Consider the following 25,416-nt stretch of genomic DNA (forward strand, 5'->3'; position numbering starts at 1 on the left):
TCAGACAAATTGAGCAGAAAAAGAACATATGTACGGAATATATATGTATGGTATAATATTCTTCTGGGGGTGACCTGATTTTGGCCAGAAGAAAAAAGAGGAAAAAAAAGGGCGCTGGTTTTAGTGGCGTTTTAAAATACGAAATTTACGGGATTGTGCTGATTACCCTTGCTGTCATTGCATTATCGGGTGAAGCCACCGTTGGACGTTCGCTTTCCAAGATGTTCGGGTTGATACTTGGTAAGTTTTATTTTGCGATTCCGCTTGTTGGTATTTATTATGGTCTCATGGTGATGATTCACCGGAAATGGCCGAGTGGCTGGACCACACGCAAAACAGGACTGGTATTGTTGGTCTTTGCTTTAACCCTGATGAGTACCGTCTCTGCAATGCACCAGAAGCTCATTCCGGTAGGTGCGCTTGAGCCTGGTGCTGTGATTACACAGGTACATAATGATATGCAAACCGAGTTGCTAACCCCCGCTGCACCAGGGGAGAGAGACTCTATGCTTAACAAGGATATCAGCGGTGGTTATCTCGGAGCTGGGCAATTTGCTCTTTTCCTGTGGCTGTTCGGCAGCCTTGGTGCGAGACTTATCATGATTGTCATGTTTGTCATCAGTTTTATGCTGATTACGAGTCTATCTTATGTGGACCTGATTCGAATATTCCGAACAAAGATTTGGGATGCCGGGAGTTCGATGTACAAGAAGATGGAATCTCGGGCTTCTGCACGCTCAGCTGTAACTTCTGATGGAAGGAAAAAAGGTAACGCTCGTAAAGTGGTACCTGTTCCTGTTGAAGATGATGAAGACGAGTATGAGGATGAATTAGAGGAACAGCATCTGCCAAAACGAAAAGCACCAATATTCTTCCAACTTTTCGGAAAATGGGGAGCTAATCGAGAACAGGCGACATCAGGACGTGAAATGGATGAGGTCGATTCTGCAGAAACAGAACAGGTTGTATACCGTGCCGAACAAGATCACAATGCAGGAGCGTGGCAGGATGCAACCGAAGACGCATTGAACAAATCAGCTTCATCACCTGTTCCTGTTCAGGCTAAACCTAACTCGGCGCCAATCATTCGAGACTTTTTCGAGCATGTCAGAGCCGAAGATGCAAGCATTGAAGATGATCTGGACGATGCTTATCCATTCCCTGATGATCTCGCTGATCCAAACGTAGTTCAGCAGGGCGAACATGACATTAAAATAACGGATGAACTGGTAGAGACAGAGTGGTCAGCATCCGGTGCAGGTATGAACGAGCTGAATGCTGAGGATGGGCTTCAGACTGGAGAAGAAATGCCTAATGATGCAATGTTGGGAACGGATACTCCGACTCCTGAAGGGCAGGACACACAACCAGTGAAACCACCACCGCCTCCTCCTAAGCCGTACAAGCTGCCATCCTTCCGTCTTCTTGCCAAGCCTAACAATGCGGGTAAGGCGGGCGACCAGAAGGATTATATGCAGACAGCGCGTAAGCTAGAAGCTACACTGGAAAGCTTCGGTGTTCGTGCCAAAGTACTTGAAGTGGTTCGGGGTCCTGCTGTTACAAGGTATGAAATTCAGCCTGATATTGGAGTCAAGGTCAGCAGGATTGTCAGCCTGACTGATGACATCGCGTTGGCTCTGGCTGCAAAAGATATTCGGATGGAAGCGCCGATTCCCGGGAAGTCCGCTATAGGTATCGAGGTACCTAATGGCGAGGTGTCGGTTGTAACGATGCGTGAAGTAATGGAGACAGCAACCTTCCAGGATGCAGAATCGAAAGTGACCATTGCATTTGGCCGAGATATCTCCGGACAGACAATCATTGGTAACTTGGCTCGTATGCCCCATTTGCTGGTCGCGGGTGCGACAGGTTCCGGTAAGTCCGTGTGTATTAACGGCATTATTACCAGCATATTGTACAAAGCAAAGCCGGATGAAGTGAAGTTTCTGATGGTAGATCCAAAAATGGTTGAGTTGAACGTATATAACGGCATTCCACATCTGATGGCTCCAGTAGTAACGGATCCTAAACGAGCGTCACTTGCGCTCAAAAAGATTGTGGTGGAGATGGAGAAACGATATGAACTGTTCTCCAAATCAGGCACGCGTAACGTTGAGGGCTACAATAATCTGATGAAAGATAATCCTGCGGCTGTTTTGCCTTACATCGTTGTCATTGTGGATGAGCTTGCAGATCTCATGATGGTTGCAGCCGGAGATGTCGAGGATGCCATTGCGCGCCTTGCTCAGATGGCCCGTGCAGCCGGCATCCATCTGATTATTGCCACACAACGTCCTTCTGTTGACGTTATTACCGGGGTAATCAAGGCTAACATTCCATCGCGAATTGCCTTCGGCGTATCCTCACAAGTGGATTCCCGAACGATTCTGGATATGGGTGGAGCAGAGAAGCTGTTGGGTCGTGGAGACATGTTGTTCATGCCAATGGGTGCATCCAAACCGGTTCGGGTACAAGGTGCATTTATGAGCGATGAAGAAGTCGAGAATATTGTAAACTACGTACGTGGTCAAGGTGAAGCGCAGTATGATGAGTCCATTGTACCTGAAGTGGATGATTCCATTCAGGCAGCAGATGAAGTACAGGATGAGCTATATGAGCAAGCTGTACAGATTATTCTGGAGGCAAAACAAGCTTCGGTCTCTCTGTTGCAACGTCGTATGCGGGTTGGTTACACCCGTGCAGCTCGTTTAATTGACTCCATGGAAGCTCGGGGTGTAATCGGTCCTTACGAGGGTAGTAAACCAAGGGAAGTGCTGGTTTCACTTGAACAGTATCAACAGAATAAAATAAGCTCGTAGTGACTTGGAAGCACGGGTCGTTTAAGCCCTCAACCTTATTGGTTGAGGGCTTTTTGCTGCCTCAGTAGACTGAAGTTTTGCCATCTACTCCAAAGATCGGATGATTTGGTGCATAGGAAACAAGCAGGCTTGTCATAATAACCTTAGCGATTCTGTTAATCCCACAAGAGAAAGGTAGAGCACAGTCGATGCGAAAAATGAACCTATGGCTTTTCACTGCTATTTTGCTGATATCCGCATTGGGAATCCGTTATTTGCTTCCTGGGAATACAGCAACTGAAAGTTCAGCCGAGCGTACACCGCAGGTAGAAGAAAAGGCCTTGCCTACGTTTAGCAGCAATACAGTGAAATATGGAAGTTATGGTCAGGATGTATATGAGCTTCAGGGACGTCTGAAGTACCTGGGATTTTACAATGGTAAAATTGACAGTAATTTTGGTAGCAGCACACTGAAATCCGTCAAATGGTTTCAATCCGAGTTTGGCATGAAGGCAGATGGTGTGGTAGGAGCTGAAACCAAACTCAAGCTGTACAATGCGTCAACCAAATGGTCGCCAACAGAACCGCCGCTACACAAGGAATCCTCAGGTGGGAGTGGAGGAAGCAGCAACAATACGGCAGATAAAGAGCAAGACAATATGGGATCTGCCAATGCACTCGGTCTCTCCGAGAATGAACTGAAGATTATGGCTAACGCTGTATATGGTGAAGCCCGGGGTGAACCATTTGAAGGTCAAGTCGCAGTAGCGGCAGTCATTCTGAATCGCGTAAAATCACCAAGTTTTCCGAGTACACCCTCAGGCGTAATTTTTCAACCAGGTGCATTTACGGCTGTAGCGGATGGACAAATCTATCTGGAACCAAACGCACAAGCCAAAAAGGCAGTGGAGCAGGCCCTGAATGGCTGGGACCCGTCCGGCGGTTGTCTCTATTATTTTAATCCAAAGACAGCAACATCCAAATGGATCTGGACCCGTCCACAGGTGAAAACAATCGGGCAACATATTTTTTGTATGTAATGATGTTGGAAGCAACCAGAAGGCGTGACTTCGGTTGCTTCTTGCCTTTTGAATGGGTTAAAATGGTTGTTACGTTTATCTTCATACGATTGCATGACAAATGACGCCGTAAAGGGGTTTTGACATTTGAATACATCAGGATTCGAACGAGGTAGCAAGAGAGCGTTTCGTATACATGTGCTTCCGACTAAACGATTTAAAACGTTTGCTATATCGCTTTATGCAGGCGTTCCCTTACGAGAAGATACAGTAACCAAAGTAGCGCTGACACCTTTTGTTCTGCGACGCGGGACGGAGACCTATCCGGAAACAACGCAATTCCGTGAGCAATTGGAGCATCTGTACGGAGCCGGTTTTGGTTTTGACGTCTACAAACGCGGCGATTATCAGATTGTACAGTTTCGAATGGATACCATTAATGATTCGTTTGTTGGAGGAGATGAACAGCTGCTGGATCGTTCATTTGCCTTCCTTGGAGAGGTTCTTACCCGACCTGCACAGGAGAATGGACATTTCAGAACGTCTTATGTACAAGCAGAGCGAGAGACGGTTCGCAAAAAGCTGGAGTCTATCGTTAATGATAAAATGCGCTATGCCGCTGAACGTAGTATTGAGGAGATGTGCAAGAACGAACCGTACCGCCTTCATCCACTGGGTGAGCGAAAGGATCTGCCCGGGATTGAGCCTGACACACTGACTGCGTCTTACCAGGAGTGGTTGCAACAGGCGAGTATGGATCTGTACGTGGTAGGGGATACGACACTTGAAGAGGTGGAGAACCTTGTTCAACGTCATTTCAATGTAGATCGAACGTCTTCCTCGGATTATCAGACACAGGCTGCAGTTCGAGGAGATAAGGAAGTAGAGACTGTTGTCGAGCGACTGAATGTGAGTCAGGGAAAACTCAATATGGGACTCCGTACATCTATCACTTATGGAGATCCTCAGTACGCAGCAGCACTAATGTACAACGGGATACTCGGTGGTTATCCTCATTCCAAACTGTTTGTAAATGTTCGTGAAAAAGAAAGCCTGGCGTATTACGCGTCTTCGAGATATGACGGACATAAGGGCATTGCCACCATTCAATCCGGGATTGAAATCCCTAATTATGAGAAGGCCGTTACCATCATCAAACAACAGTTGGAAGAAATGAGAAGTGGAACGATCAGTGATCTTGAAATGTCCCAAACCAAAGCGATGATTCGTAACCTGCTTAAGGAAATGCAGGATTCTGCTTTTGAAATGATCGCTTATGACTTCAATCGACAGTTGTCTGGCAAGGAGAGAACGGCTGAAGAACTGTTGACTCAGGTAGAACAGATCAGCAAGGAAGATGTTCGTGAGGCGGCAGAACAGTTCCGTCTGGATACGATTTATTTCTTGCGGGACGAGAAGGAGGAATAATATCGGTGGAGAGCATTCGGTATGAGCATTTGCAGGAGACACTATATTACGAAGTAATGGATAACGGACTGCATGTCTATATTTTGCCTAAACTGGGATTCCAGAAAACGTATGCTACGTTTGCGACCAAGTATGGATCGGTGGATAATCATTTTCAGGTTGAAGGACAGGAAGCCGTGAAGGTTCCGGATGGAATTGCCCATTTCCTGGAGCACAAAATGTTTGAAGAACCAACAGGCGATATTTTTGCAACATTTGCGTCTCACGGTGCTTCAGCTAACGCATTTACGAGCTTTGATCAGACAGTTTATTTGTTTTCAGCGACCGAATATTTGAATGAAAATATACAAACATTAGTTGACTTTGTGCAAAATCCTTACTTCACGGATCAAAATGTGGAAAAGGAAAAAGGGATTATTGGGCAAGAAATTGACATGTATGCTGACAATCCGGATTGGCGTGTTTATTTTGGATTGATCGAAGCCATGTATCAGAAACATCCGGTGCATATCGATATTGCCGGAACGGTGGAATCCATCCGTACGATCACCAAAGAGATGTTGTATGAGTGCTATAACACCTTCTATCACCCGAGTAATATGCTCTTATTCGTGGTAGGTGGTGTAGATCCACAGGAAGTCATAGATATGGTTCGTTCGAACCAGGAACAGAAGGATTATAAGCCACAGGGGAGTATCGAACGTTTCTTCGAACCGGAGCCAGAGCAGGTAGGAGAGGCCAGACGAGAATCGAAACTGGCTGTCTCACTGCCCAAATGTCTGTTTGGATTCAAAGAGACGGACGTTGGACTCACCGGAGAAAAATTGTTACGGCGGGATATGACAACGCAGCTGATGATGGATCTTTTGTTTGGCTCAAGCACACGATTATTTCAGAAGCTCTATGATGAAGATCTGATCTCTGACAGTTTTGGACATGAGTATAACAGTTCGCCACAATACTCGTTTTCAGCCATTGGTGGTGATACGAAAGACCCGGACCAACTGCTCGCGCGTATACGTGAAGAAGTGGATGCCATTGTAGAAAAAGGGTTCGAATCCACAGATTTTGAACGTGCACGCAAAAAGAAAATAGGCGGATATTTGCGCATGCTCAACTCTCCTGAGAACATTGCGCATGAATTTACACGTCAGCAATTCCGTGGCGGTGATTTCTTCAATATGCTTCCGCTCTATGAATCGATTACACTGGAAGATGTAAATCTCAGACTGAGAGAGCATATTCGCTGGGATCAACTGGCTGTATCGCTAGTCGTGAGTCCTTGATATGGAGAGGGGAACGGGACAATTGAAGGCAATTGGGGAAATGACTGTACTGGTAACTGGAGCAAGTGGTGGAATCGGAGCGGCTATCGCAGAACGTTTCGCCAGAGTGGGAATGAATGTTGTTATACACTATATGAAATCGCATGAAGCAGCGAATGAAGCCGCCAGACGGTGCATGGAACAGGGCAGTGGGAGAATCATGACTGTGTCTGCGGATCTTCGCAGCCGGGAACAGATTGAGCGTATGCGTGAGAAGCTGGAGTCACACAATCTCATGCCAGATATCCTCGTGAACAATGCAGGAATCTCGCATTATGGGATGTTGTCTGATGTTACAGAGGAAATATGGGATGAAGTGATGGCCATCAATCTCAAAGGCACGTTTATGTGTACACAGGAAATGATGCCTCACATGATCTCTCAAAGGTATGGCCGAATCATTAATGTATCATCGATCTGGGGACTGTCTGGTGCTTCTTGTGAGGTGTTGTATTCCACAACCAAGGGTGGGGTGAATGCATTCACCAAAGCGCTTGCTAAAGAACTCGCCCCTTCCGGAGTAACCGTAAATGCCGTTGCTCCTGGCGCCGTTCAGACATCCATGCTGAACCATCTGGATCAGAGTGAACTGAAGATGCTGGAAGAGGAAATTCCGGCAGGAAGACTTGCTCAACCTGATGAAATCTCATCATTGGTTTATTTTCTGGCCCTCCCTGAATCGGGTTATATCAATGGGCAGATTATCAGTCCAAATGGCGGTTGGTTAACTTAAAAAAGCAAGAAACTTGAGTGACTATGAACGAAACAGGTGAAGGTTGCCGAGAAGCAGGCGTCTTCCAGATTATTTTCAACATGCTCGTATATAAAGTGTCTCGAAAGCACATATTACAACTGTTGATTTTAAATCTCATGCGTTATCTAAGGAGGATTTATCATGTCAACAGAAAAAACAGTGCTCTCCAGTTTTGACACATGGAAGAAGTTCCTGGGTGACCGCGTACTGCAAGCAGAGAAGATGGGGATGAGTGAAGAAACCATCAACAAACTTGCGTATGAAATCGGCGACTTCCTTGATGAGAAAGTCGATCCGGCGAATCATTCCAACCGGGCATTGAAAGAGTTATGGGATGTCGGCGATGCAGATGAGCGTCGTACGATTGCGTGCCTGATGGTCAAATTGGCCAAACAAAACGCATAAGATTACAGATGAAGAGCTCCCGCAAGGGGGCTTTTCTCTAATGATTACAAACGGATTACAGAGCGGTTCTTGTAATTCATTTTCATTTTATATATCATTAACGTGACCCATTTTTAGAAGATGTCTCAGATTGTTGTCCAGCGGACACGTTCTGTTGCTGTCGAATAATGTGGAATAATGCATTACGGGGTGTTGAAATGGAATCTAAACAATGGTACATGGAATATAAAATACATAAGAACAGACCCGGTTTATTAGGCGACATTGCCTCTATGCTGGGGATGCTTGAAGTGAATATATTGACCATTAATGGTGTGGAAGGCAAAACTCGAGGCATGCTGCTTGAATCGGATGATGATGAAAAAATCCGTTTGCTTGGTGAAATGCTTGGCAAAGTCAACAGCATCACCGTATCGGCTTTGCGTCAACCTAAATTGGTGGATATTCTGGCCGTGCGTCATGGCAGATACATTGACCGTGACTCGGATGATCGCAAAACATTTCGTTTCACACGAGATGAACTTGGGTTACTTGTGGACTTTTTGGGTGAAGTATTTAAGAGGGAAGGCAATCAGGTTATCGGTTTGCGCGGAATGCCTCGTGTTGGTAAAACGGAGTCCATTATTGCGGGCAGCGTATGTGCGATGAAGCGATGGACGTTTGTTTCCTCCACACTTCTTCGTCAGACGATAAGAAGTCAAATGTCCGAAGACGAATTGAACCCGAACAATGTTTTCATCATTGACGGAATTGTAAGTACGATTCGTTCCAGTGAGCGGCATTACAACCTGTTGCAGGATATTATGTCTATGCCTAGCACCAAGGTTATCGAACATCCGGATATTTTTGTGCAGGAATCCGAATATGATTTTAATGATTTTGACATTATTATTGAATTGCGCAATATTCCAAATGAAGAAATTATTTATGATACGTTTACGGCAAGCTACACCGACGAACTGTAAGGCTCCGTACGGAATCATGGAATAGATTAGCAACAACTGATGAGATAAACATAAGGAGGAGATAGCATGTCTGAACTGGGTCAGCAGTTAAGAGAGGCCCGGCTGCAAAAAGGGATGAGTCTTGACGATGTACAGGAAATGACAAAAATTCGCAAGAGGTATCTGGAGGCCATAGAAGCAGGAGACTATAAAGTGCTTCCAGGTAGCTTCTATGTGCGTGCTTTCATTAAAACCTATGCGGAGACCGTGGGACTGAACCCTGATGAGCTGCTGGAGGGACACAAAAAAGACGTACCGGCAGAAGAGGCGGAAGCAACGATGGAACCGGTTATACAGAAGCGTTCTAGCCGTCCGGTTGAGCGTAGTAATCGATGGATGTCCGTCGCGCTGATGTGGACATTCCCTGTTTTGATCGTAGTTCTGTTGTATGTATACGTGGTGTATAACAATGGTGATGAAACAGATAATCAGGGTCTTGATTCGGTCAAAATTACAGACAGTCAACAAAAGCCTGAAGATAAACCGGATCAATCTGTCGACAACGGACAGGCATCTAATCCGCCTGCAACAGACTCAGGCGCTGAGGGTACGGGTGAAGGCGACGCTGGTGGCAACGGTGGCGGTACAGATACAGAAGGACAAACGGATGGCCAAACTGATGGTCAAACGGATGGACAGACGGACGGACAGACGGGAGAAAATCAGGAACCGACAGACAATTCGCCGTCTGCTGTAACGGTTGCAGAAGATGGAAAATCAGGCAATATTACGAACTTTAAAGTTAACGGAAGTGCTGGGAAACCTGTAACGGTTACGATCAAAGCCTCAGGAAATAGCTGGCTGGAAGTGTATAAGGGCGAGAACTCCAGCGGAGAGAAGTTGGAGTATGGTAATACAGCCGAAGGCGACAGCTATACCTTTGAGCTGGATAGTGCAGGCATGTATATTAAGTCCGGTTACGCTGCAGCGACCACGATTGAGGTTGGCGGGCAAGTTGTAACAGATGGCAAGGCAACCAATCGGATCCGTTTGAAGCTTGGTGAAGACAGTAGTAGCACTACTTCCTCCACAGGTGTTGAAAATGGATCAACGGACGGTACAGGAGGCACCACAGGTAGCGAATAACCGGGTCAACTACAGGAGACAATAATCGTGTCTTAACTTGCAGTTAACTTTTGGTGAAGTGAGGTGGATGGCTGTGACAGTCAGCTGGATCGTAACGGGTTTAGGGATCATTGTCAGCCTCCTGGGTTATTACCTGACTCCAAGTGCTTGGGGTTACGGAATATTGGGTTTTGGACTTGCACATGTGCTTTTGGGTGTGCTCGATATGTTCAGACAGCCCAACCGCAGCCGCTATTAGTTGGAAGCTGGACCAGCAAGCATTTTTGGCAGCCATCTCAAGTGGAAGCCAAAAATGCTTTTTTCTTTGTGTAAACTAGCTTGAAATTAGACTTTTGCTTGAGGTATCCTCTATAATGTTACAGAACATATGATTAACTGAAAGGGTGACTGTTTTGAGTTCAGAAAATTCATTTGATATCGTGTCCAAAATGGACTTGCAGGAACTGACAAATGCCGTTACACAAACCGAGAAGGAAATTGGCACTCGTTATGACTTCAAGGGCAGCAAGAGCAGTCTGAAACTGGATAAGGATGCGTTAACGATCGTATCTGATGATGAGACCAAACTTAAGGCTGTCATTGACGTACTTCAATCCAAAATGGCGAAGCGTGGTCTACCATTGAAAAACATTGATTACGCAAAGGTAGAGCCGGCATCTTCTGGTACTGTCCGCCAGCGTTTGAATTTTAAACAGGGGATTGATCAGGACATCGCCAAAAAAATCAATATACTGATTCGTGATTCCAAGATGAAAGTGAAGAGTCAGATTCAGGGAGACCAGCTACGGGTAACGGGTAAGAGTAAAAATGATTTGCAAGCAGTCATGCAGCTGTTAAATGGTGCCAACCTGCCTCTGGATTTACAATATACAAATTTCAAGTAATAAGACCTTCTTATAGCAGAAGTGTTTTTTGACATGGTATTAGGCGTATATTATACTAAGTGTGCATTGCTGGCAGTCATGCATCAAGTCCAGTCCTCATCGTTTGCTGACTTTGTGAAAAGCAGTACATCTTCTGGAAGTCACCGGAACGTTTAAAGCGGTTTTGCTTTTGAGCGGTTGACTTTATTTTTTGCGTTTCTACATAGTGGGATCATGTTAATACGGATTGACATTGAAACTGTACATTTCATGTTCCGGATGATGATAACGGGATTATGATGATTGTTTGGAGTAATGGAGGATATGAGGGAGGGCGTCTTGTGAATTTACCCAACCGGATTACGCTTGCACGAATTTGCTTAATCCCTTTTTTGATGGTGTTCCTGCTCGTGGATTTTCCATTTTATCCAGAGCCGTTGCAGCTTGGAAGCTTTTCGCTTCCGTATAATCAACTGATTGCTGCTGTTATTTTTATCATCGCCGCAAGCACAGATGGAATCGACGGATACCTTGCGCGGAAAAATAACATGGTTACCAATCTGGGAAAACTGCTCGATCCACTCGCAGACAAGCTATTGGTTACTGCAGTTTTGATCTCGCTTGTGGAGATGGGCAAACTGGATTCCTGGATTGCAGTTGTTATCATTAGTCGTGAATTTGCAGTTACCGGCTTGCGCCAAATTGCATTGCTGGATGGTTCGGTTGTTGCCGCCAGTGCTTGGGGCAAGCTGAAGACGGTAGTTCAGATTGTGGCGATTGTGCTGTTACTGCTGAACAATTTCCCGTTTTCATACACGGGTATTCACGTCGATATCATCGCCGTATGGGCAGCAGCGCTTATTACCATCTGGTCGGGTATCGATTATTTTATCAAAAACAAAAACCTGCTTCATTTAACAAAAGCATAATAGTTGGTTCTACAAATGGGTAATTATGAAGGAAGCATTGGGTCAAGGGCAATAGGAAATTATCCTATTGCCCTTTGATCACTCACCACATGTACAGGAGGATGCTCAATGAAGGCAGAAATTATTGCAGTTGGCACAGAGCTACTGCTTGGACAAATCGTCAATACCAATGCCAGATACCTATCCCGTGAATTGGCTGCGATGGGGATCGATGTATATTTCCAAACGGTGGTTGGGGATAACCTGAATCGACTGAGTGAAGCTATTCGCATTGCGCAGGGCCGTGCAGACGTTATTTTATTTTCCGGTGGCATCGGACCTACCCAAGATGATCTGACCAAGGATGCTCTTGCAGCTGTGCTTAACCGAAAACTGCATACAGATCGAATGGCTATGGACAAAATTGAGAGCTTTTTCAGAGATCGTAATGTGGACATGACAGAGAATAACCGACGTCAGGCGATTGTTATTGATGGTGGCACACCTCTGGCTAATGAAACGGGCCTTGCGGCGGGAAATGCGATCTCTGATAATGATAAGTATTATGTTGTGATGCCTGGACCTCCTAAAGAGCTAATTCCAATGTTTGAACAGGAAGTCAAGCCTTGGCTGTTCCAGCATGTACTCACAGAAGAGATGCCGATCTATTCCCGAATGCTCAAATTCGCAGGCATTGGTGAATCTGCTCTAGAGGATCGACTGCTGGATCTAATTGACGCACAGACAGACCCTACGATTGCTCCTTACGCGAGCGAAGGTGAAGTTACGGTACGTGTCTCCACCAAGGCTGCGAGTGAGGGAGAGGCGAAGCTGAAGCTGGATGCGATGGAGGTTCAGATTCGGGAGCGTTTGACAGAACATCTCTACGCCAACGAGGATGTGCCTATAGAGTATACGATTGTAACCATGATGTCTGACATGGGGCTAACACTTAGCGCGGCTGAGAGCTGTACAGGAGGGCTTGTCATGCAAAGTCTGACTTCTGTACCCGGAAGTGCCTCAATGCTCAAAGGTGGAATCGTATGTTACTCCAATGAAATCAAAGAAAAGTTGCTGAATGTGCCTCATGATTATCTGGAAGGTGAAGATGCGCCTGGGGCGGTAAGTCCGGAGGTTGCAAAAGTGCTTGCTGAGCAGATCCGTATGATTGGCGATGCTGATTTTGGCCTGGCTGTAACCGGTGTAGCTGGACCGGGGTATTCGGAACGCAAACCGCCTGGACTTGTCTTCATCGCTCTTGCTGAACGTGGAAAAGAGACGGAAATCCATGAGCTGCGTATTAATGGTAATCGCGAGACGGTTCGTATTCGTTCAGCCAAAGCAATTCTCTATCGTCTATGGCAAAAACTTGTGGCAATGGATTGATTAGTTAATTGCTTCGATTGCATTTGGAACTCCAAGCAGGTATAATTAATGAAGACGGAAGAACCGTAGAATTAGGCTTTACAGCCTTGTTTACGGTTCTTTTTTCTGTTTAATGGAAAGTTTCTTTGAGGAAGAGGCGCCTCGGCCTTTACAAAAAAAACGAATGTATGTTCGAAAAAAAGCTTGGCAAACGTGTTAAAACAAGGTATCATTATCTTATAAACAGTAAAGGGTGTGAGCTTATTGTCAGACCGTCGTGCCGCGCTTGATATGGCGCTCCGTCAAATAGAGAAGCAATTTGGTAAAGGATCCATCATGAAACTGGGTGAGTCCACTCATATGAATGTGGAAATTATTCCCAGCGGTTCCTTGGCTTTGGATATTGCATTAGGAACAGGCGGCTTGCCTAAAGGCCGTATTGTTGAAATATATGGACCTGAATCTTCAGGTAAAACAACTGTCGCATTGCATGCGATTGCTGAAGTACAACGTGTTGGTGGACAAGCAGCATTTATCGATGCCGAGCATGCTCTTGATCCTCAATATGCAAGCAAATTGGGCGTTAACATTGACGAATTGCTTTTATCTCAGCCAGATACGGGTGAGCAAGGGCTGGAAATTGCAGAAGCTCTTGTACGCAGTGGTGCAGTAGATATCGTCGTTATTGACTCTGTAGCTGCATTGGTTCCAAAAGCAGAGATTGAAGGCGAAATGGGTGATTCACACGTTGGTTTGCAAGCACGTTTGATGTCTCAGGCGCTGCGTAAATTGTCTGGTGCAATTAGCAAATCCAAAACAATTGCAATCTTCATTAACCAGCTTCGTGAGAAAGTCGGCGTGATGTTTGGTAACCCGGAAACAACACCTGGTGGTCGTGCTCTGAAGTTCTATTCTACTGTACGTCTGGATGTGCGTCGTATTGAGAGCATCAAATCAGGTAATGACATGATTGGTAACCGTACTCGTATTAAAGTCGTGAAAAACAAAGTGGCACCTCCGTTTAAACAAGCGGAAGTGGATATCATGTATGGCGAGGGTATTTCGAGAGAAGGCAGTATCATTGATATTGGTACTGAGCTGGACATCGTTAATAAAAGTGGTGCTTGGTACTCTTACGAAGGTGAGCGTTTAGGACAAGGCCGTGAGAACGCGAAGCAGTTCATGAAAGAGCATAAAGATATTGCTGAAATCATTGAGCAAAAAATTCGGGTAGCTAGTAACTTGACTACCGCAGTTCCTGCGCCAACTAGTGAAGAGCAACAAAAAGAAGCAGAAGAAGAACAAGAATTGTTTGAAATCAACGAGTAATCGTCCCAAAACCCTCCCCTTATGGGGAGGGGCCGGGGGGCGTTGCCCTCTGGACTCCGTAAACTTGCCTGATTGAGGTTAGCTCGATTTGGATAAGGAATTATGGTGGGAGTGCTCTCGGTGTCCAACAGCCCCTGTCCCAATGGACAGGGGCTGTTGGCACGCTGACTGCCAGAGATAACTGTGGAGATAAAGGCCGGGCTGACTTCCCGGCCTTTTGTATTATTAGTGTTCTCTGTCTTATGTGAAGATGTGCATGGCGTAGTCAGAATGAAAATGATGTGAAAGGGGAGACCTGAATGGATCAACATGACGAGGATTTATATGAAGAAGCAGAACAGGATGGCCTATCCCAATTTCCGGACAACGAAGAACTTGTTATTACACGTGTAGAACGAACGAAGCACAGGCAAGCTCGTTATCGAATCAATTTTGGCATCCACTCCATTACGGTACTTGAAGATGTGATGATTAAATACAGGATGACTCAAGGCAATACCTTTATGAAGAAGGATCTGGAAGAAATCATTGTAGCTGACGAGCGACAGCGGACGTATGCACAGTCTCTGCGCTTTTTGGAGCATAAGCCGCGTACGCGCCATGAATTAAGTCAGAAACTTCGTCAGAAGGAGTTTGCTGCACCTCTAATTGAAGAGACGCTGGATCGACTTGAGCGGGAGAAGCTGGTGGATGACGACCTATTTGCAAAGGAATGGACAAGACAGCGTATGGAGGGCAAGCGGAAGGGAAAACTGTGGATAAGGCAAGAGCTGCGTCAAAAGGGCATTGCCAATGATCTCATTGCTGAAGTACTGGAAAGTGTCAGTACGGATGCAGAATTTGAGACTGCTTTGAGTGCCGGACGCAAAAAATGGAATCAGGTCAAAGGGGACGTCAAAGAGAAGAAAAATAAAACGCTTCCCTTCTTGATGAGACGTGGTTTTTCAATGGATATGGTGCGCCGCGTCGTGAATTGTTTAATTGAAGAAGATGAGGCTATGGACTCTGAAGAGGACGAAGCGTTGTTATGGGATTAGCAGACTGGAGTCTCTATACTGCATTCTCTTGACAATTTCTTTCGTCAAATACTAAAATGGACATGAGTCTGTAAGAAATGGACAACCCTTTTTCCTTCCAAAAAAGCGGTTTCGGTTTCTTAAGATTTATACCATTCTTAATTATGGGTTCGCTGGAAACAGTGAATAGTACGTGGAAACATGTACATGTGAAATGAAAATCGGCGGGGGATCGCCGTGAGTATTCGTTATTCCCAAACATATGTAAGGTTTGAAAACTGCAAATTAACCCAAGGAATGCCTTGGAGGAACCAACGAGGAGGTGAACAGTATGAATCCTGCAATCACGATCGCTCTCGTTGTGGCCGCGCTAATCATTGGGTTCGGAGTAGGATATTTTATTCGCAAATCTCTTGCAGAGGCTAAAATCTCTAGTGCGGAACAAGCTGCCGTACAAATCGTGGAGAACGCGAAGAAAGAGGCAGAAGCACTGAAGAAAGAAACGGTGCTGGAAGCGAAGGATGAAATCCATCGCATTCGTGCTGAAGCTGAAAAAGACACTCGTGAACGTCGGAACGAAATTCAACGACAAGAAAGACGATTGTTGCAAAAAGAAGAGTCGCTGGATAAAAAATTGGAATCACTCGAACGTAAAGAAGAGCAAGTGGCTAACAAAGAGAAACGAATTGATGAGACACAGCAGCAGATCGAAATGATCTACAAAAACCAGGTGACGGAGTTGGAACGTATATCCAACCTCACCATGGAAGACGCACGCAGTATCATACTGTCCAACGTAGAACAGGAAGTTCGTCATGAGACGGCTCAAATGATCAAGGACATTGAACAACAAGCGAAGGAAGAAGCGGACAAAAAGTCCCGCGAGATTATTACACTCGCCATCCAACGTTGTGCGGCTGACCACGTAGCGGAAACAACGGTATCTGTTGTTACCCTGCCAAATGAAGAAATGAAAGGCCGGATTATCGGTCGTGAAGGACGTAACATCCGTGCGCTTGAAACCCTTACAGGGATTGACCTCATTATCGATGATACGCCAGAAGCTGTTATTCTGTCGGGCTTTGACCCGATTCGCCGTGAGATCGCCCGTACTGCCCTGGAGAAACTGGTGGCAGATGGACGTATTCACCCGGCACGGATTGAAGAGATGGTTGAGAAATCCCGCAAAGAAGTGGATGAGCGCATCCGTGAATACGGTGAGCAAGCTACCTTTGAAGTGGGCGTGCATGGTCTGCATCCGGATCTGATCAAAATTTTGGGCCGGTTGAAGTTCCGTACAAGTTACGGTCAGAACGTCTTGAAACATTCGATGGAAGTCGCTTATCTGGCTGGACTGATGGCTGGCGAACTCGGAGAAGACGTAACTCTGGCAAGACGTGCAGGTCTATTGCATGACATCGGTAAAGCGCTGGATCACGAAGTGGAAGGATCACACGTCGAAATTGGCGTGGAACTGGCGAAGAAATACAAAGAACATCCGGTTGTAATCAACAGTATCGCGTCCCATCACGGAGATTGCGAAGCGACTTCGGTCATTGCCATGTTGGTTGGTGCAGCAGATGCACTCTCCGCAGCAAGACCAGGCGCACGCCGCGAAACACTGGAAACGTATATCAAACGACTGGAGAAGCTGGAAGAGATTTCAGAATCTTTCGAAGGTGTCGAGAAATCGTATGCCATTCAGGCCGGACGCGAAGTTCGTGTTATGGTTCAGCCTGAGAAGATCGATGATGCTGAAGCCTTCCGCCTCGCCCGTGACATCACGAAGATGATTGAGAATGAACTCGACTATCCGGGTCACATCAAAGTCACCGTCATCCGGGAAACCCGTGCGGTTGAATACGCAAAATAGAGCAATACGGAAAAGTGGCCGCAGTAGTGGCCACTTTTCCTTTTGATAGCCTCTTAAAGTGTATGTTCAAAAAGAGGCTAAGCTTATTCGACTGAATTCCATATTCGATCAAAGGCTTTTGTATAAATACACATCATGGAACAAGAGATAGAGTCCTGCAAAGGTTCAACATTTGAAAAAGAGAACTTTGCAGGAATTGAGGAGGCAGTAATCAGTGAAAGTTTTGTTTATTGGTGACATTGTAGGCAACGTGGGACGTAAGGCGTTAAAGGAAAATCTACCGTACCTGAAATCGAAGTATAAGCCACACGTGGTGATTGTGAATGGTGAAAATGCGGCAGCAGGTCGCGGCATTACCGGTGCGATCGCGAATGAATTTTTCAACTGGGGCGTACATGGTATTACACTTGGTAATCATACTTGGGACAATAAGGATATTTTTGATTTTATAGATGATGAACCGCGCATGATTCGTCCAGCGAACTTTCCACCAGGCACACCCGGTCGAGGGTACACGGTTGTCAAAGGCGAAGGAAAAGAACTGGCAATTGTCAATTTGCAAGGAAGAACGTTCCTGCCTGCTCTGGATTGTCCATTCCGTGTAGCTGATGAAATTGTAGATGAACTGCGCCAAGACTATAAATGTATTCTGGTCGATATGCATGCTGAAGCAACGTCGGAGAAGATTGCCATGGGATGGCATCTGGATGGACGTGCGTCGCTCGTTGTAGGTACACATACGCATGTACAGAGTAACGATGATCGTATTTTGCCTGGAGGAACGGCTTACTTGACGGATGCGGGCATGGTAGGGCCGCGTGACGGCATATTGGGTATGGAGCGTGAGGCTGTGCTTCGTAAGTTCTACACCCAGCTACCGGTGCGTTTCGTTGTGGATGATGGCAAATGGCATTTCCATGGTGTGTTTGTTGAAATTGATGAAGCTACAGGTGCGGCAACACGCATCGAAAAAATTCGTCTGATGGAGGACGAGTGGCGCATGGAATAGGGGTATTGTCCCATTTTGCAGGGAAACCCGTCTAAAAAGAAGGAATTTTTTTGCCTCCCGCGAATAACATCTAGTAAGTGGAAACAAACTTTCAACATTCCCAGGGAGGTACTTACCATGGATGTATTAAAAGTTTCAGCAAAGTCCAATCCTAATTCTGTAGCCGGCGCTCTTGCAGGGGTTCTTCGTGAACGTGGAAATGCTGAACTGCAGGCAATTGGAGCGGGAGCACTGAACCAAGCCATCAAAGCGGTAGCGATAGCCCGGGGATTTGTAGCACCAAGCGGAGTTGACCTGATTTGTATTCCAGCTTTTACAGACATTGTGATCGACGGCGAGGACCGAACGGCCATTAAGCTGATTGTGGAGCCCCGATAATACATGTAGCATGCATTGAACCTGTTTACGATGTAGACAGGTTTTTTTGCGTTTTTTTGTAATAAAATTTGGAGGAGGGTTACCCATGTCCAAGTCGGATTGGCGTGTAGCTGATTTTCACTGTGATGCATTGAGCAAAATTTTGATGCAGCCTGCTCTTTCTTTTGAAGATGCTCCAGAACTGGATGTGAATTTGCAACGCTTGAAAGAAGGGAAGGTAGGGTTGCAGGCGTTCGCCATCTATCTACCCGAAGTACTTGGCAGAGGTAAGTTTGAACATGTGATGGGGCAGTTGGAGATTTATCGTGGACGTGTCGAGAGAAGTCAGGAGCGGGCCGAGGGCACACAGACGTTGTTGTGGCGTGACCAGGTGGCTCAGGTGGGGCAAAAAGAGGGGCCATGGGGTTTAATCACATTGGAGGGTGTGGATGGTCTGGAGGGCAACCTGTTCTATCTGGAGTTGTGTTATCAGATGGGCGTTCGAATCATTGGACTAACGTGGAATTATGCCAATTGGGCAGCGGACGGAGTCATGGAGAAGCGTGGAGCAGGTCTGACCGAGAAGGGGAAAGAACTGGTGCGCCAGTGTAATGAAATCGGAATGCTGTTAGATGTGTCACATTTGACGGAAAAAGGTTTCTGGGAACTGGCTGACTTGAGCAAGCGTCCTATTATCGCCTCCCACTCGAACAGCTATAGCGTATGTCCTCATGTGCGTAATCTGAAAGATGACCAGATTCAGGCCATCATTGCCCGGGAAGGGCGGATTGGACTGACGTTTGTACCCTGGTTTGTTAAACAGGAGGGGGAAGTGCTTATAGAAAACCTGCTACCTCATATCGAGCAGATCTGCTCTTTGGGCGGGCAGCACCACCTGATGATGGGATCTGATTTTGATGGGATTTCAACGTATATCCAGAGGCTTGAACACTCTGGACATTACCCGAGACTGACGGAGATCTTGCTCAAGCATTATGATGAACAATTAGTACGGGGCTGGTTGTGGGGGAATGCAATGAGTTATCTAGGGGAACACTTGCCAGAGAGTAATTCGAAGATAAAGAAGGCTCCGTGATATAGTGAAATACACATGGGGCCAAATATACTGAATTAAAGTTTACTTTCCAAATTAAGGAGTGGAATGATGGTGAAATAAGTGTATTTCATGAATTTTCACCAGTTCGTTTTCATTTCACTCCAAAAAGGGGTATAATACCATTGGATTGTTAAGAGCCTGAGTACAGGCCATAGATAAACAAGGAGTGAAATTTACAATGAGCAAAACAGTACCTGTGGGCGTATCTGCCCGTCACATTCATGTATCCCAAGAGCACGTTGAAATTTTGTTTGGCAAAGGTTATGAACTGACTGAATTTAAACCTCTGTCCCAGCCTGGCCAATACGCTGCTAACGAAACTGTAGCGGTCATTGGTTCGAAAGGACAGTTTGATAAAGTGCGTATCCTTGGACCTGTTCGTCCTGAAACGCAACTGGAGATCTCCATGACGGATTCATTTGCGATTGGTGTTAAAGCACCTGTACGTGAATCTGGAAGCATTGAAGGTACACCGGGAATTACGATTAAAGGCCCTGCTGGCGAAGTTACAATTGATAAAGGTGTTATCGTTGCTGCTCGTCACATCCACTTCCATACTTCTGATGCTGCTAAATGGGGTATTGAAGACAAACAATTGCTGAAAGTTCGCCTCGGTGGAGATCGTGGTCTGGTACTGGAAAATGTACTGGCTCGTGTATCCGATTCTTTCGCACTGGACATGCATATTGATACAGATGAAGCTAACGCTGCTGGCGCTCGTAATGGCGACACTGCTGAGATCATCGATTAAGATTATGTAATAGCTTCTTCAGCAGCCAATTTAGGCGGTCTGAATAACGTATAAACCTGAGCACAGCCAACCAGGGCCGATTAATTCCAGCCCTGCTGGCAAGGCTCAGGTTTTTGTGTGTTTTCTGAGGGTTCTTCTGAGCATGGCATGTTTCGGATTAGACGAAGGGACATGCGGTTTGAATGTGGAACTACAGCCCAATTCATGCTATAATTTGCTGTAATGCTCTTTTAATGTTCCCGGCAAGAAATTCACGTGGAACAGGGATGAATGAACGATTTTTTATTAATAGAGGCTGTAAGGAGTGACCGAAGGAAATGGCTAAAGACTCAAAAAAGGATTACTCCCAATATTTTGATTTTTCCGACGCCAAAGTAATTTCGCAAGATGAATTCAGCAAAAAGATAAGAATCCGGGGCCGTGAGATTAACATCAAGTCGGAACCCAATCATCGTCAGGAGAAACAGCGGGGCAAGGAAGACGTCCAGGTGCTTTACGAAAATGCCGTTCCCGATGAACTGAAAAACATAGGGAAAGGCAAACATTATATTGTATATACGTATGGATGTCAGATGAACGAGCATGACTCAGAGACCATCAAAGGACTCCTTGAATCAATGGGATATCAGGCTACAGAGGATCGCAAAGAGTCTGATATTATTCTGCTCAATACATGTGCCATACGAGAAAATGCGGAAGATAAAGTATTTGGTGAGCTGGGTCACCTGAAAACGCTAAAACTCGAACGTCCGGGTTTGTTACTTGGCGTATGCGGGTGTATGTCCCAAGAAGAAGGCGTTGTCAATCGAATCATGCAGAAGCATGGTTTTGTGGATATGATCTTCGGAACACATAATGTGCATCGTCTGCCACATTTGATCCAGGAAGCACTGTTCAGCAAAGAAATGGTTGTTGAGGTATGGTCCAAGGAAGGCGACATTATTGAGAACCTGCCGAAGAAACGTGAGGGTATGCGCGGCTGGGTGAACATTATGTATGGCTGCGACAAGTTCTGTACATATTGCATCGTTCCGTTTACGCGGGGCAAAGAACGCAGCCGTCGTCCGGAAGATGTCATTGCCGAAGTTAGGGATTTGGCACGGCAAGGCTTTAAGGAGATCACTTTGCTTGGTCAAAATGTCAATGCGTACGGCAAGGACTTCACCGACCTGAACTACAGCTTTGGTGACCTGATGGATGACATTCGCCAAATTGATATTCCGCGAGTACGATTTACAACCAGTCACCCACGTGACTTTGATGATCGATTGATTGAAGTGCTGGCCAAAGGCGGAAATCTGGTAGAGCACATTCATCTTCCTGTGCAATCTGGCAGTTCGGAAGTACTCAAACGTATGAGCCGCAAGTATAGCCGGGAACACTATCTGAACCTGGCTGACAAAATTAAAAAGGCCATCCCGGATGTCGTGTTGACAACGGATATTATTGTTGGTTTTCCGGGGGAAACGGAAGAACAGTTTGAAGATACACTTTCCCTTGTCCGTGAAGTAGGGTATGATTTTGCCTATACCTTTATTTATTCCCCGCGTGAAGGTACACCGGCTGCGGTGATGGAAGACAACGTACCGATGGAAGTGAAGAAGGAACGTTTGAAGCGCTTGAACGAAACGATCAACGAATATAGCCACCGGAGCAATCAAGAGCAACGCGGCAAAGTCGTTGAAGTGCTCGTTGAAGGCGAGAGCAAACGAAATTCCGAAGTTCTGGCAGGACGTACGCGCAGCAACAAGCTGGTGCATTTTGAAGGACCCAAAGAGTTGATCGGTACTTTCGTACAAGTGGAAATCACCGATCCGATGACTTTTTATATTCGGGGCAACCTGCTCTCTGAGCCGGTAGCTGCCAATCAGTAATACACACACTAATAAGATGAATCATTTTTTGCACTTAGCGGGTTACGGCCGAGCGTAGCGAAGGTGACGGAATCGATTCTGTAGAAGCGAAGCGTGCGCCTTTGTCTCCGAATTTTAACCTTGAATATGTTCAATCGAAAAAATTTGGAGACAACAGCGATCAAAAGAACGATCCGACACCGCAGCGGTCACTCAGCAGTCAACTTAGCTTAGTGCAACATCCATTATTCATCTTATATCATCTCATAGAATGGAGCGATTTCAGTGGCGCAGGAAGAAGTGCAGTACAACCATTACGGAATGCCTACCTACGATACGCGCAATCTGGTCATACGCGACGACATTATGGGAAAAGCCAAAGAATTGGCTGATATGCTCGGAACGAGTGAGGAAGTTAGACAGTTCCAACAGGCTGAAACCAAAATTCGTGATCATGAGCGCATCCAGCAGTTGATTGCAACGATCAAGAAGAAACAAAAAGAAATCGTTGCTTTTGAAAGCTTCAAAAATGTGGAGATGGTCAACAAAATTGAACAGGAGATTGAAGATCTGCAAAGCGAACTGGACAGTATTCCATTGGTTACGGAATTCCAGCAGAGCCAGAGCGACATCAACTACTTGCTTCAGTTAGTGATCTCTGTAATCCGGGATACGGTTTCCGAAAAAGTAAACGTGGAGGCTGGAACGGATTCACCTCCGACCAGTTGCGGTTAAATGACGGAAGGGTGCGGACGCTGTCCGCGCCTTTTTTGACGATTATAAAATTATAAGTGTTCAGCGGAGCTGAAGGATTCGATAATCGCAAGAAAAGCAACTGCTAAACCATGAATGTGGCATCATCGATAAGGCTTCGATCAGAAGCTTTTCTTACATTGCATAATTCTTAACGTGAAGTGGCTATCGCCAAGTACTCGGAATATCATTCCAAGCAAAGCTCCACGCTGTGGGGTTATTTTGTGTGGCGCGCTGATTTTGAATGATAAAGGAATCTGACATCAAGAGAGCATGATACGTACAGTGAATAAAGGAGAAATGAATAATGAGCATTTTGGACAAAATGGTTGAAGACGGAGACGGACGATTCTGGGGATTTCTCGGATGTCGATATATTAAAGGAGATGGCAAAGAAGTACAGATCGCGTTGACAGCAGGTGAACATCATACCAACTCCATGGGGATTATTCATGGGGGTGTATTGACTTCACTGATGGACCAGGCGATGGGGATGGTCGCAACAGCAGCAATGGAAGTAGATGGCTGTGTGACAACGAATCTGAATGTACATTTTCTGGCACCGATGAAACAAGGGGAATTAACGGTGACGGCTACAGTATTACATCAGGCTGGACGAAGTGTTACGACGCAATCGGAGGTTCGTGATACATCAGGCACGTTGGGATGCATGGCTACGGCGACATTCCGCATAGCACGTCCGAGAACGTAAGCATGAATCCCGGAGTTGACAAAAGATATTATTATGTCATAATGAAATTATCAAAATGAAAATAGTCGGTGGTGCCCATGAACGAAAACTACGAACACTTCAATGCAGAGAGTGACGAACAAGCAGCACGTGCCTATAGTTCCAAAAAATATCGTACACCCGATGGTGTTCCTGCGGATATTGTTATGTTCACTTTGACCAAGCGGGAGCGCAAGACGGTGACGAAGACACTTCCCATTCGGGAATTGAAAGTGATGCTGATCAAGCGCAAAGGCTGGCCTTTTGCAGGCAGTTGGGCATTACCCGGTGGTTTTTGTCAGGAGAATGAATCCATCTACGGTGCAGCAAAGCGTGAGCTGATGGAAGAGACAGGGGTTGACGGTGGACATCTGGAGTACTTGAATGTATACAGTCAGCCGGGTCGTGACCCGAGGGGCTGGATTATCTCTCATGCATTTTTCGCGCTTGTGGAAGAATGGATGCTGGATCAACGACAAGCAGCAGATGATGCTGAGGATGTTGGACTGTTCACCATTCAAGAGGCGTTGCAAGAACTGGAACTGGCCTTTGATCACAGAACCATTATCGAAGATGCTTATCGGCGTATTCAACAGCAGATGCTGGAAACAACGATCGCTCGTCAGTTTCTGCCACGTGATTTTACATTAAGTGAATTATATCAGGTTATTCAAAGTGTTGTACCGGATTTTGAAGAACCAAACTTCATTCGCAAGATTACGTCTACCCGCAGTCGCAAAGGCATTGTGGAAGAAGTAAGGGATGAAGAGGGGAACTTGGTGAGTTCCAACCAGTACTCGCAGCGTCCGGCGCAGCTATATCGTTTTACAGAACTCGTACCACGCCTGTCCATCTATACGTAATAAAGTGTAGATGTGTCAATCGGATTGAATCAGGATCAACCATTTCTGGACTAAAGGAGTGTTGACGATGAAAGCACTGATTGTGATTGATTTTACGCAGGATTTTGTGACAGGTTCTTTACCTGTAGGTCAGCCGGCAGTAGAGATCGAAGAGACGATTGCAGCTGTAACCGAGGCCTATTGTAAGAACAAACATGAAGTAATCATGGCCGTGGATCTGCACGAGGAAAATGATCCGTATCATCCGGAGACTGTACTTTTTCCACCTCATAACATCAGAAATACGGAGGGAAGACAGTTATATGGTCGTCTTGCCCGAGTGATGGAAGAACGGAAAACCGATATTCAGTGGATGGATAAAACGAGATATAGTGCATTCTGTGGGACCGATCTGGAACTCAGACTGCGTGCACGTGGCATTACGGATATAGCACTCATTGGGGTATGCACGGATATTTGCATATTGCATACCGCTGTGGATGCTTACAATAAAGGTTTTCATATTACGGTATATGAAGATGCCGTTGCCAGTTTCAATCCGGCAGGACATGAGTGGGCGCTTGGACATTTTCGTTCCAGCCTGGGTGCTTCGGTAGTTAAGGCGAGTGAGACCGTCCTTGCTTGATCTAATCGAAAATCCTGTTTGCCTGACCTCCTGTTAGGAACCGGATGAATGTGGTGAATGGTGTATAGTGTTTTTTTGCGGGAGACTTGTTTGTTTAATACGGATGAACAGAATCATGAAGAATAAGTCTCCATATGTTAACCCGCGTCCACAGACTTAATCTGTGGGCGCGAGCGGAAGTCAGA

Annotated in this window: 24 protein-coding genes; all 24 read left to right on the forward strand. The window is 45.9% G+C overall.

Going from position 1 to position 25,416, the window contains the following annotated elements:
- The first annotated feature begins 80 nt into the window (after nt 1-80).
- The 24 genes from MHH93_RS23090 (at nt 81) to MHH93_RS23205 (ending at nt 25,231) form a co-directional block, all read left to right on the forward strand.
- Entirely contained in the window at nt 81-2,819 is a 2,739-nt protein-coding gene (locus tag MHH93_RS23090) for an FtsK/SpoIIIE family DNA translocase (protein WP_500055931.1), read from the forward strand.
- 188 nt (nt 2,820-3,007) lie between these two features.
- Nucleotides 3,008-3,838, forward strand: coding sequence for a spore cortex-lytic enzyme (sleB, locus tag MHH93_RS23095; RefSeq protein ID WP_500055932.1), 831 nt, complete (start codon nt 3,008-3,010; stop codon nt 3,836-3,838).
- Nucleotides 3,839-3,964: 126 nt separating this feature from the next.
- Complete coding sequence (yfmF, locus tag MHH93_RS23100) at nt 3,965-5,245, forward strand: EF-P 5-aminopentanol modification-associated protein YfmF (protein WP_500055933.1); 1,281 nt, start codon at nt 3,965-3,967, stop codon at nt 5,243-5,245.
- 5 nt (nt 5,246-5,250) lie between these two features.
- On the forward strand, nt 5,251-6,531 hold the full coding sequence (gene yfmH / locus MHH93_RS23105; protein WP_500055934.1) for an EF-P 5-aminopentanol modification-associated protein YfmH: 1,281 nt from the start codon (nt 5,251-5,253) through the stop codon (nt 6,529-6,531).
- Between the two features lies 1 nt (nt 6,532).
- Nucleotides 6,533-7,303: an elongation factor P 5-aminopentanone reductase gene (gene ymfI / locus MHH93_RS23110; RefSeq protein WP_253433898.1), complete on the forward strand. Its 771-nt coding sequence runs from the start codon at nt 6,533-6,535 to the stop codon at nt 7,301-7,303.
- A 162-nt stretch (nt 7,304-7,465) separates the two neighbouring features.
- Nucleotides 7,466-7,729, forward strand: a complete 264-nt coding sequence (locus MHH93_RS23115) for a DUF3243 domain-containing protein (RefSeq protein ID WP_017689119.1) — start codon at nt 7,466-7,468, stop codon at nt 7,727-7,729.
- A 197-nt stretch (nt 7,730-7,926) separates the two neighbouring features.
- Nucleotides 7,927-8,694: a DUF3388 domain-containing protein gene (locus MHH93_RS23120; protein ID WP_036609270.1), complete on the forward strand. Its 768-nt coding sequence runs from the start codon at nt 7,927-7,929 to the stop codon at nt 8,692-8,694.
- Nucleotides 8,695-8,760: 66 nt separating this feature from the next.
- Nucleotides 8,761-9,819, forward strand: a complete 1,059-nt coding sequence (locus tag MHH93_RS23125; RefSeq protein ID WP_500055935.1) for a helix-turn-helix domain-containing protein — start codon at nt 8,761-8,763, stop codon at nt 9,817-9,819.
- A gap of 67 nt (nt 9,820-9,886) precedes the next feature.
- Nucleotides 9,887-10,057, forward strand: coding sequence for a hypothetical protein (locus tag MHH93_RS23130; protein ID WP_017689116.1), 171 nt, complete (start codon nt 9,887-9,889; stop codon nt 10,055-10,057).
- Nucleotides 10,058-10,211: 154 nt separating this feature from the next.
- Nucleotides 10,212-10,703 (forward strand): YajQ family cyclic di-GMP-binding protein, encoded by a 492-nt coding sequence (locus tag MHH93_RS23135; RefSeq protein WP_017689115.1) that lies wholly within the window; start codon nt 10,212-10,214, stop codon nt 10,701-10,703.
- A 320-nt stretch (nt 10,704-11,023) separates the two neighbouring features.
- Nucleotides 11,024-11,611: a CDP-diacylglycerol--glycerol-3-phosphate 3-phosphatidyltransferase gene (gene pgsA / locus MHH93_RS23140; RefSeq protein ID WP_062833849.1), complete on the forward strand. Its 588-nt coding sequence runs from the start codon at nt 11,024-11,026 to the stop codon at nt 11,609-11,611.
- A 108-nt stretch (nt 11,612-11,719) separates the two neighbouring features.
- Complete coding sequence (locus tag MHH93_RS23145; RefSeq protein WP_091017238.1) at nt 11,720-12,976, forward strand: competence/damage-inducible protein A; 1,257 nt, start codon at nt 11,720-11,722, stop codon at nt 12,974-12,976.
- 243 nt (nt 12,977-13,219) lie between these two features.
- Nucleotides 13,220-14,284 carry a recombinase RecA gene (gene recA, locus MHH93_RS23150; protein ID WP_062833851.1) on the forward strand — a complete coding sequence of 355 codons (1,065 nt, stop codon included), beginning with the start codon at nt 13,220-13,222 and terminating at the stop codon, nt 14,282-14,284.
- A 299-nt stretch (nt 14,285-14,583) separates the two neighbouring features.
- Nucleotides 14,584-15,321 (forward strand): regulatory protein RecX, encoded by a 738-nt coding sequence (locus MHH93_RS23155; RefSeq protein WP_500055936.1) that lies wholly within the window; start codon nt 14,584-14,586, stop codon nt 15,319-15,321.
- 310 nt (nt 15,322-15,631) lie between these two features.
- Nucleotides 15,632-17,173: a ribonuclease Y gene (gene rny / locus MHH93_RS23160; protein ID WP_036609258.1), complete on the forward strand. Its 1,542-nt coding sequence runs from the start codon at nt 15,632-15,634 to the stop codon at nt 17,171-17,173.
- Between the two features lie 214 nt (nt 17,174-17,387).
- Nucleotides 17,388-18,182, forward strand: a complete 795-nt coding sequence (locus MHH93_RS23165; RefSeq protein ID WP_145146946.1) for a TIGR00282 family metallophosphoesterase — start codon at nt 17,388-17,390, stop codon at nt 18,180-18,182.
- A gap of 117 nt (nt 18,183-18,299) precedes the next feature.
- Nucleotides 18,300-18,560: a stage V sporulation protein S gene (locus MHH93_RS23170; protein ID WP_007430104.1), complete on the forward strand. Its 261-nt coding sequence runs from the start codon at nt 18,300-18,302 to the stop codon at nt 18,558-18,560.
- 85 nt (nt 18,561-18,645) lie between these two features.
- A complete protein-coding gene (locus MHH93_RS23175; protein WP_500055937.1) occupies nt 18,646-19,635 on the forward strand; it encodes a dipeptidase in 990 nt (329 codons plus the stop codon).
- A gap of 199 nt (nt 19,636-19,834) precedes the next feature.
- A complete protein-coding gene (gene pduL / locus MHH93_RS23180) occupies nt 19,835-20,407 on the forward strand; it encodes a phosphate propanoyltransferase (protein WP_053783855.1) in 573 nt (190 codons plus the stop codon).
- Nucleotides 20,408-20,724: 317 nt separating this feature from the next.
- The gene (gene miaB, locus MHH93_RS23185) at nt 20,725-22,281 is read left to right on the forward strand and encodes a tRNA (N6-isopentenyl adenosine(37)-C2)-methylthiotransferase MiaB (RefSeq protein ID WP_500055938.1); all 1,557 of its coding nucleotides are present in this window, start codon (nt 20,725-20,727) and stop codon (nt 22,279-22,281) included.
- Nucleotides 22,282-22,581: 300 nt separating this feature from the next.
- On the forward strand, nt 22,582-22,995 hold the full coding sequence (locus MHH93_RS23190) for a YlbF/YmcA family competence regulator (protein ID WP_440390155.1): 414 nt from the start codon (nt 22,582-22,584) through the stop codon (nt 22,993-22,995).
- A 325-nt stretch (nt 22,996-23,320) separates the two neighbouring features.
- Nucleotides 23,321-23,725 carry a PaaI family thioesterase gene (locus tag MHH93_RS23195; protein ID WP_500055939.1) on the forward strand — a complete coding sequence of 135 codons (405 nt, stop codon included), beginning with the start codon at nt 23,321-23,323 and terminating at the stop codon, nt 23,723-23,725.
- A gap of 77 nt (nt 23,726-23,802) precedes the next feature.
- Nucleotides 23,803-24,606 carry an NUDIX hydrolase gene (locus tag MHH93_RS23200; protein ID WP_500055940.1) on the forward strand — a complete coding sequence of 268 codons (804 nt, stop codon included), beginning with the start codon at nt 23,803-23,805 and terminating at the stop codon, nt 24,604-24,606.
- 67 nt (nt 24,607-24,673) lie between these two features.
- A complete protein-coding gene (locus MHH93_RS23205) occupies nt 24,674-25,231 on the forward strand; it encodes a cysteine hydrolase family protein (protein WP_500055941.1) in 558 nt (185 codons plus the stop codon).
- Nucleotides 25,232-25,416: the final 185 nt, after the last annotated feature.

This window comes from Priestia sp. FSL H7-0729 (assembly GCF_038005685.1).
Lineage (GTDB): Bacteria > Bacillota > Bacilli > Paenibacillales > Paenibacillaceae > Paenibacillus.